At 60.4% G+C, this 13,377-nt stretch carries 14 protein-coding genes; 8 read left to right on the top strand and 6 right to left on the bottom strand.

Translation table 11 applies throughout. The annotated features are described in order from the left end of the window. The first annotated feature begins 10 nt into the window (after nucleotides 1–10). On the top strand, nucleotides 11–817 hold the full coding sequence (locus PQG80_RS18985) for a TIM barrel protein (RefSeq protein ID WP_271753010.1): 807 nt from the start codon (nucleotides 11–13) through the stop codon (nucleotides 815–817). Between the two features lie 55 nt (nucleotides 818–872). Here PQG80_RS18985 and PQG80_RS18980 read toward each other — a convergent pair whose 3' ends face one another. Further along, complete coding sequence (locus PQG80_RS18980; protein WP_271753009.1) at nucleotides 873–1,232, bottom strand: MerR family transcriptional regulator; 360 nt, start codon at nucleotides 1,230–1,232, stop codon at nucleotides 873–875. Nucleotides 1,233–1,334: 102 nt separating this feature from the next. Here PQG80_RS18980 and PQG80_RS18975 point away from each other — a divergent pair, with 102 nt between their 5' ends. Further along, nucleotides 1,335–2,045 carry an SDR family NAD(P)-dependent oxidoreductase gene (locus tag PQG80_RS18975; RefSeq protein ID WP_271753008.1) on the top strand — a complete coding sequence of 237 codons (711 nt, stop codon included), beginning with the start codon at nucleotides 1,335–1,337 and terminating at the stop codon, nucleotides 2,043–2,045. Between the two features lie 62 nt (nucleotides 2,046–2,107). On the opposite strand, the gene PQG80_RS18970 is transcribed toward PQG80_RS18975, so the two are convergent. Further along, nucleotides 2,108–2,935 (bottom strand): helix-turn-helix transcriptional regulator, encoded by an 828-nt coding sequence (locus PQG80_RS18970; RefSeq protein ID WP_271753007.1) that lies wholly within the window; start codon nucleotides 2,933–2,935, stop codon nucleotides 2,108–2,110. A 117-nt stretch (nucleotides 2,936–3,052) separates the two neighbouring features. On the opposite strand from PQG80_RS18970, the gene PQG80_RS18965 reads away from it, so the two are divergent. Further along, entirely contained in the window at nucleotides 3,053–3,895 is an 843-nt protein-coding gene (locus tag PQG80_RS18965; protein ID WP_271753006.1) for an NAD-dependent epimerase/dehydratase family protein, read from the top strand. A 94-nt stretch (nucleotides 3,896–3,989) separates the two neighbouring features. On the opposite strand, the gene PQG80_RS18960 is transcribed toward PQG80_RS18965, so the two are convergent. Beyond that, complete coding sequence (locus PQG80_RS18960; RefSeq protein WP_271753005.1) at nucleotides 3,990–4,580, bottom strand: hypothetical protein; 591 nt, start codon at nucleotides 4,578–4,580, stop codon at nucleotides 3,990–3,992. Nucleotides 4,581–4,780: 200 nt separating this feature from the next. On the opposite strand from PQG80_RS18960, the gene PQG80_RS18955 reads away from it, so the two are divergent. Together PQG80_RS18955 and PQG80_RS18950 are read left to right on the top strand one after the other, a co-directional pair. After that, nucleotides 4,781–6,910 carry a GAF domain-containing sensor histidine kinase gene (locus PQG80_RS18955; RefSeq protein WP_271753004.1) on the top strand — a complete coding sequence of 710 codons (2,130 nt, stop codon included), beginning with the start codon at nucleotides 4,781–4,783 and terminating at the stop codon, nucleotides 6,908–6,910. A gap of 36 nt (nucleotides 6,911–6,946) precedes the next feature. Further along, entirely contained in the window at nucleotides 6,947–7,660 is a 714-nt protein-coding gene (locus PQG80_RS18950) for a response regulator transcription factor (protein WP_271753003.1), read from the top strand. Nucleotides 7,661–7,725: 65 nt separating this feature from the next. On the opposite strand, the gene PQG80_RS18945 is transcribed toward PQG80_RS18950, so the two are convergent. Beyond that, nucleotides 7,726–7,863, bottom strand: a complete 138-nt coding sequence (locus PQG80_RS18945; RefSeq protein ID WP_271753002.1) for a hypothetical protein — start codon at nucleotides 7,861–7,863, stop codon at nucleotides 7,726–7,728. A gap of 140 nt (nucleotides 7,864–8,003) precedes the next feature. Next, on the bottom strand, nucleotides 8,004–8,348 hold the full coding sequence (locus PQG80_RS18940; RefSeq protein ID WP_271753001.1) for a winged helix-turn-helix transcriptional regulator: 345 nt from the start codon (nucleotides 8,346–8,348) through the stop codon (nucleotides 8,004–8,006). Between the two features lie 139 nt (nucleotides 8,349–8,487). On the opposite strand from PQG80_RS18940, the gene PQG80_RS18935 reads away from it, so the two are divergent. The 3 genes from PQG80_RS18935 to PQG80_RS18925 all read left to right on the top strand — a co-directional run bounded on the left by PQG80_RS18935 (nucleotide 8,488) and on the right by PQG80_RS18925 (nucleotide 12,307). After that, entirely contained in the window at nucleotides 8,488–8,841 is a 354-nt protein-coding gene (locus PQG80_RS18935) for a DoxX family protein (protein ID WP_271753000.1), read from the top strand. 86 nt (nucleotides 8,842–8,927) lie between these two features. After that, a complete protein-coding gene (locus PQG80_RS18930; RefSeq protein ID WP_271752999.1) occupies nucleotides 8,928–9,227 on the top strand; it encodes a hypothetical protein in 300 nt (99 codons plus the stop codon). Nucleotides 9,228–9,385: 158 nt separating this feature from the next. Further along, complete coding sequence (locus tag PQG80_RS18925) at nucleotides 9,386–12,307, top strand: Ig-like domain-containing protein (protein WP_271752998.1); 2,922 nt, start codon at nucleotides 9,386–9,388, stop codon at nucleotides 12,305–12,307. Nucleotides 12,308–12,357: 50 nt separating this feature from the next. Here PQG80_RS18925 and PQG80_RS18920 read toward each other — a convergent pair whose 3' ends face one another. Then, nucleotides 12,358–13,305 (bottom strand): ATP-dependent DNA ligase, encoded by a 948-nt coding sequence (locus tag PQG80_RS18920; protein WP_271752997.1) that lies wholly within the window; start codon nucleotides 13,303–13,305, stop codon nucleotides 12,358–12,360. Between the last annotated feature and the right edge of the window lie 72 nt (nucleotides 13,306–13,377).

Genomic DNA, 13,377 nt, shown 5'->3' with positions numbered 1-13,377 from the left:
TGATACCCTGATGAACTTCATACGCTTGAAGGGAAATCTCGAGCAGCGCAACCTGGACAATCGCCTGGCTTACGATCCGGATATTATCGAATTCTACTTGAGCGAAGCCGACCTCGAAGATCCGGATCTCATCCGGGACCGGATCCGCCAGCTCCATGAACGGGGCGTCAAGCCGTATTTGCATCACCCGCCGATGTACCAAGGGACGTATCTGGACATTCTAAGCGGCAACCCGCAGGTTCTTCGGTTCTATCATGCTTCCTGCGAGCTTCTCGCGCGGATCTGCATCGAGGAGCGGGCCAAATGCGTGGTGCACGCCCACTACGTCGATACGCATAGCTGCGAGGACGTGACCAGGGAGCGGACCGTTCTCCTGCGCGAGGAGATTCGCAAGGTCATGGCTTACTCGCGCGACGTATTCGTATGGGAGGATTCGACCGAAGGGCTGTTCTCCTACGGCTGCAATCCCTATTTAATAGACGAACTGATCGCGCCGCTGGCGCTCCCGCTGACGGTTGACGTGAGCCACGCGTTTATCTCTTTTGGGGGAGACAATGAGCGGCTCCGCGACATCCTCATACGGACGGCGCCATATGCGCAGTACTACCACCTCGTCGACAGCATGGGGCTGACGCACGACTCGCTGCAGCTCGGCTTGGGCAAGATCGATTGGCGAATGGTGAAGCCGCTTGTGCAGGACAAGGACTTTATCTTCGAGATCACGCTTAGCGGAGATCATTACGACTGCACGCCCATGGTGGACAGCGCACGGTATTTTGCCGACATTGCGGCGGAAGAGCGCATCGAGACGAGATAACATTTTTCGCGCAACCGAACCTCCGGTACCGCTCCAGTCGCGGCGCCGGAGGTTTTTAATAATTTTCCCCGCGGTAATAACGCTCCAGCTTTTCCTCCAGACGAACGAGCTGCGCGTGCTTCTCCTCGATATCGTGCAGCAGCTTTAGCTTTTGCGCTTGAATCATATCGATCCGCTCCGGCAGGGTGGAGGTGCCTTCCTTCACCTTGTCGTAATAAGTCTTGATGTCCTCCACGCTCATCCCCGTCTCGCGGAGGCACTTGATGAAGAGCAGCCAGTTCCGATCATACTCCGTGTAAAGGCGGTTATTTTGCTCGCTGCGGGCGGCAGGCTCCAGCAGTCCCTTTCTCTCGTAAAAGCGGATGGCGCCTACGTTGATCCCGACTTCCTTCGCGACTTCCCCAATCGTTAGCATACGCGCCCTCGCTTATATAAAATTCATAGTTGACCTACACTAAGTGTAGCATAGTAACTTATAAATCGTTAAGGCAATCCAATAACGGAAAGAGGGATTCGCATGAAAAAGACAGCCTTCGTCACCGGCGCGAATAAAGGAATCGGGTATGAGATCGTGAAGCGGTTGGGCGAGGCAGGCTGGAAAGTCCTCCTCGGCGCGCGCAACGCCCAGCTGGGCGAAGCGGCCGTCGCAGAGTTGGCGTCCAAGGGGTTGGACGTCGAATTGGTCGCGATCGACATGAGCGACTTGAAGTCGATCGAACAGGCAGCCGACACGATCAACAAGAACCATACCGAGCTGAAGCTGCTGATCAACAACGCCGGCATGCCGGGCGCGTTCTCCCGCTCGTTTACCGATACCAAGGAGGAAGACCTGCGCAACGCCTTTGAAGTCAACTTCTTCGGTACCTTCCGTCTGAACCAGCGCCTGTTCCCGCTCATCCAAGCGAACGAAGGCACCGTCGTCAATGTATCGACCGACATGGCTTCCCTGGACCATATGCAAAATGCCGAGTTCACGTTAAACGCGTTCGACTACAACTCGTCCAAAACGGCCAACAACGCCATGACGCTGTCGATGGCCTATGAGGTCAGAAACAGCGGCGCGCAGGTGTTTGCGGTGACGCCGGGATTCACGACAACCGATCTGAACGGCAATGCCGCAGGCGGGAAATCGAAGGAAGCTGCGGCTGCGATTATTGTAGGCTATGCGACGGACGGGCAGCGGCATAATGGCGAGTTTTTGGATGAGAAGGGCGTATTTGCCTGGTGATTATATAGAGCCGGTAGCACGCGTTCGAAGAATCATTTAGTCTTTTATTCTAATCCGGCGCATCATGCCTCGATTAAACGTAGCAACCGCGCAGCCGTGTCCGCCGACGCCGTAAAAAGGATGACCTTCAAATCCGGATGGGTCGGCGGCTGCAGGGTTAAATGCTCGAACGCCATCTCGCCGATTCGGGGATCGTACTTCTGCTTGCGGTGATCGGTCGCTGTCTCGACATCGTGCATCGGCCAGAGCTCGCGGAATAGCGGGCTTATTTCCATAAATTCTTCGATCAGCGCTTTGAACCTCGCATCGTTCGGGAAGCGTGCGTAATCCGCGCGAAATTGCGCGATCAAGACGCGCGTTCTGGACGCTCCGTCCATCACATCGGGCCCCAACCGGTCACTCGTCAACAGATGCCGCATCCAATTGAAGTTTGGCGTCGCGTCTTCGGAGAAGGACGGCACATGAAAAACGAGCTCGGCCGCTTTGTTCCACAGCAGCAAATCCCAACATCTGCCGAGCACGAACGCCGGGTGCGGGTCCATCGCCTTTACCATTCGTTTTAAACCCGTGGTGATATCCCGGTCTTCTTCCTCCGGTTCCTGCTGATCCGATCTGGCAAGCAGGTGAAGATGGCGGCGCTCATCCTCGGTCAATCGCAGCGCCTTGGCGATATTGTTCAGTACGTCCTCGGACGGGTTGACGCTTCGACCCTGCTCCAGCGAGGTGTACCAGGACGTGCCGATATGGGCAAGCTGCGCGACCTCTTCTCTCCGAAGGCCCGAAGTGCGTCGCCGTCCATAGGAAGCCAATCCTACCTCTTCCGGCGTCAGGCGTTCCCGGCGTATGCGCAAAAATTCGCCCAACGACCTTCTCGAAGATGTCTGTTCCATGCGCGGATCCTCCTTATCCTGACACTCCCGATCGTACGATAAACGCAGGAAGGAAGCCGATTGTCTCCTCTATTATACTGCTCGTAGAGCTTGTAAAAAACGTAGGAGGTTCGGAGCATGGATGTTTTTATAACGGGCGCTACAGGTAAAGTCGGGAGTCGGTTCGCCATGCGTATGCTGCAGCGCGGTCATCGCGTCGCCTTACTGGTGAGGAACGCTGAAAAAGCGGGAGCGCTCCGCCTGCAAGGGGCTGAAATCGTAGAAGGCGATCTGCTGCAGCCGGAGGGGTATGTCGACGCGATGCGGGGCAAGGATGCGGTCATTCACTTGGCGGCGCAGTTTCGCGGCGTAGACGAGGAGACCACCAGAACGGCAAACTTGGACGGCACGATCGCGCTGGCTAACGCTGCGTTGGAGGCGAATGTGACGAGGTTTGTTTTTACCAGCACCAACAACGTGTATGGTTCGGTCGTACGTACGGGACCGGGTCGCGAGGATGACGAGCTCAGCCCCGTTCATGCTTATCCGAAAAGCAAAGCGGAGGCCGAGGCGGTACTGCTGCGGCTCCATCGCGAGCGGGGCTTGGGCGTGCGCATCGTTCGGCTGCCATTCGTCTATGGCGACGGCGATCCGCACATCGCGGAGATACTGCCGCACTTGCGCAGCTGGCATCCGGCCAAACGTATGCACATGGCGCATCACGCGGATGTCGCCCAAGCCCTGCTGCTCGCCGCTTCGACGCCAGGGATCGATGGCCGAATCTACAATGTGGGCGACGATGCGCCGATCACCGCCGCGGAGCTTCGGCAGCTGCATGGCAGCGAGAGCGCGCCAGAAGCGCAGCAGCCGTCTTTTGATCCATGGGATATGATCGTCGATACGACTCGGATTCGGGAAGAGCTGAATTTTCGCCCGATCTACCCGTCTTTCTATACGGCAAGAGACGCCGGGGCGATTTAAGCGGCGAAAAACAAAATGGACGTAAAAAAGGCGACCTCTCGCGAGGCCGCCTTTCGCTTTTGGCGCCATGCCGATCGTCCCGCCCGATCTAAGCTTACGCGCGTACTTGCGCCCCGGCGGCTTCCGCCGTATACAAGCTCTGCTCGCGCGGCTTCAGCCGTCCGGTCCATATGCAGAATCCGGCGCCGACGTAGGCGAGTCCCCAGAAGAAGGCGAAGTACTTGTTGTCCGCGACCGGCAGGAACATGCTGGCCATCATGACGACGAACAGAATCGGCACCCATATCGGGAACACCTTGGCGCGGAACGTCAGGATCGTGAGGAGCAGCGTGCCACCCATCATGCCGATCATGCTGCCCATGCCGGTGATCGCGACGGCGAGACCTTCGGGCGGGTCCTGCGACGTATCGAGGATAAAGGTCGTGAATACGAGCGCCGTCGTCAGGATATTCCCGACGATCATCCCGAGCGCGCCGATGAAGCCAAGCACCCCCGTCTCCCGGGACTGCGCGAGATACAGCGCGATCGTGCCGACCGACATCAGCACGCAGGCGATATAGCCGAACGTCAGCTCCTGCGGGCTGTCCGTCCCCCAGGCGATCGCCGTCGGCGTCATGCCGATGCGGGCGATCCCGGCCAGCAGGCAGATCATGCCGAGCCACCGCAATACTTTTGCTTCCGTCATGAGGAATCAACCATCCTTCGCTCGTCGATTGTATGGAACTGCGAGTTCTATCATACAAGCGGCGGCGCCGGGATCGACAGGGCAGCGGCGACTCAATTCCACGGGAACCGTCTTTCCCGGATTCGGGAATTCGCGGCGATGATCCGGGAGTTTGGCGGGTATTCGTATTCAACGGCTATCCGGCCCGATATAATGAATGCATGGAAAATATTCGCTGGATTCGCAGGCCGGCGTGGATCGTCGGCCTCCTTTTCGCCGTGACGTCGGCGCTGTACCTCAACTGCATACCCGCGTATTATGACAGGCTGCTGGACCAGTGTCTCGTGCAAGGGTGCGGCATGTCCGTGCCCGCGCTGACGCTCGACATGGCAGGGCTGTCCCGGGAAGAGATCGCGGTACTGCTCGTGGCGATCGACGCGGTCTTTACGCTTGTCTTCTATGCGTCCGCGCTGATCCTCCTATGGAAAAGTCCGCGCGAGCGGGTCGGACTGCTCGCCGCGCTCGCCATGCTGGCATTCGGGACGACGTTTCCGTCGCTCGTCAACGTCGCATCGACGTACGGCTCATTCTCTTATTATTGGTTCCAGGGCCTGTCGGCGATCGGCTGGATGTCGATCTCGCTGTTCTGCCTGCTGTTCCCGAACGGCCGATTCGTCCCCGCGTGGTCCAAGTACGTCATGCTGATCATCGTTGCGGTCAACGTGGCGGGCTTCGTGCACGGCGGCCAGATCTGGAACGGGCTGCCCGCGTCGGAGCTCTTGTCGCTCGCGTGGTTCTTGTCGTTCACGCTGCTGCTCATCTATGCGCAGATTCGCCGGTTCCGCGGCTACTCCTCCCCGGCCGAGCGGCAGCAGACCAAGTGGGTCGTGTACGGCGTCGCGATCGCGTTCGTCGGGTTCGCGGGCATCAGCATCCTGTTCGACCCGGCGTTCTACGACGGCAAGGCGAGCAACTTCATGTACCTGAACGCCGGGTTGCACCTCAGCCTGGCCGCGCTCCCCGCCACGCTAACGATCGCCGTCCTCCGGCGGCGGCTATGGGACATCAATCCGCTCGTCAATCGCACGCTGGTCTATGGCGCGTTGACGCTCAGCGTGGCGCTCCTCTATGCGGGAGCCGTGCTCTATCTGGGGCGGCTGCTCCGGGAGTGGAACCCCTTCGTCGTCTCCCTGATCGCGACGGGCCTGATCGCGGCCGTCTTCGCGCCGCTCAAGGAATGGCTGCAGCGCAGAGTGAACCGGCTCATGAAGGGCCGCCATGACGATCCGTACGCCGTGCTCCTCGAGCTCGGCAGCCGCCTGCTCGAACCGCTGGCGCCGGACGCCATGCTGAAGGCGCTGGCCGTCCAGGTGCAGGGCGCGCTGCGGCTTCCGTACGTAGGAATCGCGATCGAGATCGAGGGCGAGGAGACCTTCATCGCCGAAGCCGGCGAGCGCAGGGAGGGCTATGACGTCCACGCGTTCCCCATCGTCTATCGGGGGCCTGCGCTGGGCACGTTGTACGCGCTCGGCCGTTCGCCGGGCGAGTCGTTCACGGCGGACGACGAGCGCTTCCTGGAGGTGCTGCTCCGCCATGCGGGTCCGCTCGTGAACAACGCCGATATGCTGCAGGGCATGCGGCGGCTGACCGAGGATCTGCGGGAGTCGCGGGAGAAGCTTGTGCTCGCCCGGGAGGAGGAGCGCCGCCGCATCCGCAACAATCTGCACGACGAGCTGGCGCCTCGGCTGGCCGCCCTCGCCCTGAAGTCCGCGACGGCGCGCAAGGTCGTCGAGCGCGAGCCGGCCGCCGCGGCCGCCCTCCTCGACGACCTGAGCCGGGACATCCGCGCGTCTGTAGGCGACATCCGCGCGCTCGTGAACGACCTGCGTCCGCCGGCGCTGGACGAATTCGGGCTCGTCGGCGCGATCCGGATGCGCGTCGAAGAGCTAGCAAAGACGGCCCGCGCGGCCGCGGAGGGCGGCGGCGCGCGCCTGACCTTCCGGGTCGACGCGCCGCCCGAGCTGCCGCCGCTGCGGGCTGCCGTCGAGGTGGCCGCTTACCGGATCGTGACCGAATCCGTGGTCAATGCATGGAAGCATGCGGAGGCCGCCGTCTGTCAGGTGAAGCTCGGCATCGAGGGGACCGAGACGGAGGGACGGCTGCTCATCGAAGTGGCGGACGACGGGGTCGGCGTCGGCGCTTCCAGGCTGCCTGGCTGGTCGGGACAGGCGGGCGGCGGCATCGGTCTCGTCTCGATGCGGGAGAGAGCCGCCGAGATCGGCGGGGAGTTCGCCATCGGGCGCAGGGAAGAAGGCGGCACGCGGGTAAGGGCCGCGCTGCCGCTCCAGTAGCGGCGTTTCAAGCATTTCTACAAGAGAGGACTGTGAATGCCGGTGAGGATCGTCATCGCCGAGGATCATCCGATGTTCCGCAGCGGCATGCGGGGACTGCTCGCCACGACCGACGATCTCGAGGTCGTGGGCGAAGCCGCCGACGGGGAAGAGGCGGTGCGCGTCGCGGGCGAGCTGCTGCCGGCGCTCGTGCTCATGGATATCCGGATGCCGGGCTTGAACGGGATCGAGGCGACGCGCCTGATCCGCGAGCGGCATCCGGGGACGGAGGTGCTCGTCCTGTCGATGCACAGCGACGACCGGTCGGTGTTCGCCGCGATGCGGGCGGGCGCCAAGGGCTACGTCCTCAAGGACGCGGACGGGGACGAGCTGCTGCAGTCCATCCGCATGGTGGGCAGCGGCCGCGCCGTCTTCGGCACCGGGATCGCGGAGCGGATGATGCAGTACTTCGCCGAGCGTACCGCTCCGGGCGCTGACTTCGCCTCCGACGGCGCCGCTGACCGCGAAGCGGACGCGGATTGGCGGCTGCTGGCGGCGAGCGGCGCCTTCTCCGGCCTGACGCGGCGCGAGACGGAGATCCTGGCGCGGATCGCGAGCGGCGACACCAACGCCCGGATCGCCGAGCGGCTGTTCATCAGCGCCAAGACGGTCGCGAACCACGTGTCGACGATCCTGAGCAAGCTCCAGGTGCTCGACCGGCATGAAGCGCGCAGGTTGGTGGAGCAATCGCGTCCGCCCGAGCGTCCATGATACGCCTAAAAAGGCCGAACCTCCTCGGGGAAGGTTCGGCCTGTCGCCGTTCGGCGGTTAGACGCTTAGCACCAGCCGTTCTCGGGCCAGTCGCTTCCGTAGATGATCGGAAAAAGGTAAGCCATCGCAAAGCCGCCGTATACGACTTTCATGCGAGCGTCGGAAGCGAGCTTTTTCATTTTTGCCCAAGCGCCGTTGTTCATTTATATCCCATCCTTCAGTAGAGTGGTCTTATACGAGGAATAAATTACCACAAAATAGACCATCATGAAACACGGTTCAGATCCGCTCGTCAAGACGCTCAGGCCGCGCGAACGTGACGGCAGGGGCTGACTGACAATCGTCAATCAGCCGTGCGATCCTCCCCGTACAGCTCGTCCAGATGCGCGATATGCGAGGCGCCCCAATCGTTCATGGCTTGCAGGATGGGCGTTAACCGCAGGCCGTAATCGGACATGGAATACTCCACCTTGGGCGGAACCAGGGGATATACCTCCCTGCGCACGATATCGTGATACTCGAGCTCCCTCAATTGCTGGGCGAGCATCTTTTTGGTGATGTCGGGAATCGACTTCTGCAGCTCGCTGAACCGCATCGTCCCGCCCGCGAGCAGGCGAAGCAGGATCACGGGCTTCCATTTGCCGATGAGAATCTCCAGCGTCGTCTCGAACTTGCAATAAGCCGTCATGCTGCCGCCCCCCAGCCGTTGTCCACGGTTTTCTTTTCCATACCTTGTATCGTTAAAGTGCCTTCTTCCGGCGCGTCGTCCTACCCCCTATTATAGGCGATAGGCGTAGGTTGACGACATACGAGAAAGGGGGAGGACGATGAATATCGTGTTATGGATTGCGCAGGGATTGCTCGCGCTTGGGTTTCTCTACTCGGGATGGATGAAGGCGGTCCGGTATGAAAAGGGGGCGGCCGCATGGGGCTGGGTCAAAGAAGTGCCGAAAAGCCTCGTCGTCTCGATCGGCGTCATGGAGCTGCTCGGCGCGCTGGGTTTGCTGCTGCCCGAGGGGACTGGGATCGCGCCGATATGGACGCCGATCGCCGCAATCGCCCTGGCAGCCGTCGTTCTTTTTGGCGCACTTTTTCATATTTTCCGCCAAGAGTACCGGGAGATCGGCATTAACGTCTTGTTTCTGGCGCTCGCCGTATTCGTGGCCGTCGGGCGCTTCTGAGGACGGCCGGCGAGAGCCGAGCATGGGCTGCGCAAGGACCCGGTCGAAAGGCGGGCGGGGAGGCTCGCGCGCATCTGAAGCCGGAGATGGTCGCCAGCTACATTTATTATCTCTATCGGCTCCAGGAGGAGCGTGCATTCCAGGGACCCAAATACGAGATCATCGCGATGCACGAGAATCTGCTGTTCGGGTATCAGGAGTTTCCGGCCGTGCGGGAGCCGCCCGCCGTGCCGGGACGCCTTCACGCCAAGGGCACGCCCGAGCCTTGGAGCGACGCGCGAATGGACCTGCATTTTCAACCTTGGGAAGATGACGGTTACTTGTACTTCAAGCAGGTCGAGCTGATATTCGCGTACTACATCGGCGATCTGACGGTGCAAGATTGAGGGCCGGGAAGCCTTCGGCCGGATACGCCACGCGACCGGCGAGCATTGGAGACGTGATCTCCAATGCTCTTTTTTGTATAGTAATCCATGCGAATGGCAGAGAAAATGGTAGAATCAGAGATATCATGATTTCCTGATGGCAGGACAAGGAGGACTTTATGTATTTTGCGAAAAGAATAGGCGTATGCCTCGTCGCGATATCGCTGCTAGCCGGGCTGCTCGTTCTGAAACCCATGGGTACTGCTTATGCCGCGGGTCCTACGGCTACGATCGTCGTCGCCGACACAACGCTGACCGCCGGCCAGACCTCCAAGGTTACGATTACCTTCTCGGAGGCGGTGACGGGCTTCACCCTGAGTGACATGACGAGCACGGGCGGTACATTGAGCGGCTTATATACGCAGGACAACATAAAGTATACGACGACGTTCACGCCTACACCTGATATTACGCAAGCGGACAATGTCATACAGTTGGACAATACGGGCGTTACAAATGTTGGAAGCACCGCAGGGTCGGGAACTTCCGTCTCGAACGCCTTCACGATCGATACGGCCCGGCCGACGGCCACGATCGCAGTCGCCGACGACATGCTGTTAGCCGGAGAGACTTCGACCGTCACGTTCACCTTTTTGGAGGCGGTGAACAACAGCTTTACCAAAGCAGACTTGTCGGTCGCGAACGGCACGCTCAGCGAAGTTAGTACGCAGGATCACGGCATCACGTGGACCGCGACGCTTACGCCGAATGCGAGCATTGTGGATGCGACGAACGTCATTACGCTGAACGACGGCGCCGTGGTCGATCTCGCTGGCAACTTGATCAAGGGAGGCGCGAGCTCCAACAACTATGCAATCAATTCGGTGCGACCGACCGCTACGATCGTAGTTGCCGACACACTGCTGAAAGCCGGAGGGACTTCAACCGTCACCATCCAGTTCTCGGAGGCGGTGAGCGGCCTAACGGCTGCGGACCTGGGCGTCGAGAACGGAACGGTGAGCGACTTCCGTTCGGAGGACGGGGGCGTCACGTGGACGGTGAAGCTCACGCCGAATGCGGGCGTGGCGGATGCGACCAATGTCATCACCCTCGATAACAGTGGCGTAGTAAATGCCGCGGGCAACGCAGGGACAGGCACCGCCACCTCCAACAACTACGTGATCCATACGGTTCGGCCAACGGCCGCGATCGTCGTCGAAGACACGTCGCTCGCCATCGGCGAGACCTCACTCGTCACGGTCACCTTCTCGGAAGCGGTGAGCGGATTCTCGAAAGAAGACCTGTCAGTCGCGAACGGGACGCTCGACGACGTCAAGTCGACGGACGGCGGCGTCACCTGGTCGGCGGAGCTCACGCCGAATGCGGGCGTGGCGGATGCGACCAATGTCATCACCCTCGATAACAGCGGCTTAGTAAATGCCGCAGGCAACGCAGGAGCAGGCACCACCGATTCAAACCAATACGCGATCGATACGGTTCGGCCGACGGCCACGATCGTCGTGGCAGACACGTCGCTTGCCATCGGCGACACCTCGCTCGTCACGTTCACCTTCTCTGAAGCGGTCACCGGCTTCACGAACGCAGATCTCACGGTCGCGAACGGTATGCTCAGCACGGTCGAATCGCCGGACCACGGCGTCACGTGGACGGCGACGCTTACGCCATCGGCCAACGTGAATAGCGAGAGCAATTTCATTACGCTCGACAACGCGGGCGTGGCCGACCTCGCAGGCAATGCAGGCGTCGGTACGACCGACTCTAACCGCTACTCGGTCTCCACGGTGCCGGCTTCGGCGGATTTGAGCAGTCTGACCCTTTCGAACGGTACGCTAAGCCCAGTCTTCGCACCGGGTACGGCAGCCTATACATCAGAAGTTCCTTTCTGGGTTACCGAGATATCCTTAACCGCGGTTGCTGCGGATGCGCGTGCTGCGATCACGGTGAACGGCGTCCCGACGACAAGCGGGGAATCCAGCGGGCCCGTCCATCTGGACGTCGGCGCGAATAACATCGCGGTGAAGGTCGACACGCCGGATCATACGACGAAGATCTACAACGTCACGGTGACGAGGACGGCGATGCCCCCTTGGGATTTGGACAATATCGGCTTTAAGACCTCTACGAACGGAAGGTTGTCGCTGGCGGCAGGCCAATCCGGGCGAGTGAACTTGGGAGACGCGGTGTCGATCTTCATTCCGGCAAATGCGACCAAGCGAGAGCTCAACCTAACGATAAGCAAAGTGTCGGACACGCAAGGCTTGATCACGGACAAGCAGATTCTGGCGAGCTCGATCTACGAGATGCTGAAGGATATCCCGGAGAACTTCATTAAGCCGGTTACGTTGACTTTCGCTATTGATCCTACAAGCCTCCGCCAGGATCAAAGAGCGGCGATCTTCTATTATGACGAAGCGAAGAAGGTATGGGTCGAAGTCATCGGCAGCAAGACGACCGGCGACCGAATCGTCGTAGAAGTCGACCATTTTACGAAATTCGCGGTGTTCGCGGTCGATGCGTCCCCGAGCGTGCCGGCGGCAGCTACAGCATTTAGCGACATCTCCGGACACTGGGCCGAGGCGGACATTAAGCTTGCGGCAAGTCAGGGCATCGTTCAAGGCTATGCCGACGGAACGTTTAAGCCGGGGGGCATCGTCACCCGCGCAGAATTCGCGGCGATGCTGATGAACACGCTGAAGCTTTCGGCGGCGGGAGCGGAGCTGACATTCTCGGACAACGCGGAGATCGGCGAATGGGCGAAGGCGGCGATCGCTCAAGGCGTGCAAGCGGGTATATTAAAAGGCGGCCCGGACGGCCGCTTCCGCCCGAATGCAGGAGTGACGCGCGCGGAGATGGCCGTCATGTTGGCGAACGCGCTGGGGCAACCTGTCGAAGCGATTGCGAGCACTGGCTTCGCGGACGACAAGGACATCCCGGTCTGGGCCAAGGGCAGCGTTGCCGTGGTGAAGCAAGCCGCGCTCATGCAAGGGAAGGGCCTTAATCGCTTTGCCCCGCAAGATCGCGTTACGCGGGCCGAAGCAGTCACGGCGCTAGTCCATTTGTCGTCGTCGAGAGACAAGTAATTTAAGCTGAAGAACGGCGATTCGCGCGCCAAGCGCAAATCGCCGTTTCTTCATTCAACCCAAGGCAGCTTGCATTGCTCCGGCGCCGCATTCACGAACGCCTGAATGGAGGGCTGGCGCAGCGCGCGGCCTTCCCGCCATCTCCACTCGCTGTACTGCACCTTGGCCGTCAGCTTCGGCGTCACCCAATACGCGTCCTTGTGCCGGTCGGGCCGGTTGGCGAACGGAGAGCGCTTTGCCGCCATGGGCACGAGCGCAGCCGTCAGATCCCGCCATTCGGCCTTCGTCAGCTTGCCCGTGCCGGTGTGGCCGATGTACCACAGCTTGCCGGCTTGGTCGTACTGGCCGAGCAGCACGGCATTCACGATCCCGTCGCTTAGCGTGAATCCGCCGATGACCGCCACGATGTCCCCGTAGTTTTTCACCTTTCGCCAGCGCGCGTCCTTCCCGCCGATCGCATACGCGCTGCGCAGATCCTTGCATACGATCCCTTCCATGTCTTGCTGCCGGATCACCTCGAACAGCTGCTCGCCCTCGTGGCCCAACACCAATTGAACCCTTTCGTTCGGCGTGACGATGCTGCGCAGCAGCTCGAGCCTGTCGGCTAGCGGCCGGCGGTTCACCCATTCGCCGTTCCAATACAGAATATCGAAGACCATATACGTGATCGGCACGAGGCGCTGCATCTCCTCCACGCGGTCCAGCTTCTGAATGAGATCGCGACGCATGACTTCGTGAAATGAAGGCTTGCCGTCCTGCGCCAGCGCGATCACCTCGCCGTCCAGGATGACGGAGGAAGCCGAGCAGTACGAGGAGACGTCCAGCAGCTCCGGGTAGTGGCTTGTCCGCTCGTTTAGCTTGCGATTGAACAGGCTGGTAGCGCCTTGATCATGATAGGTAACGATACGCGTGCCGTCCCACTTGATCTCGTATCGCCAATGGGATTCGGTCGGGATGGTCTCGCTGATGACCGGCTCGAACGGATAGATGGGCTCCATGACTGTCCTCCTGCACTCTTGTTTATGTGTCATGATATATAACGCAAAAAACGGATATGACGATTTTTGTTG

This window comes from Cohnella rhizoplanae, assembly GCF_948329515.1.
In the GTDB taxonomy this organism is placed as follows: domain Bacteria; phylum Bacillota; class Bacilli; order Paenibacillales; family Paenibacillaceae; genus Cohnella; species Cohnella rhizoplanae.
The sequence above is the reverse complement of the archived record's forward strand: the minus strand, read 5'-3'. Positions and strand labels throughout refer to the sequence as shown.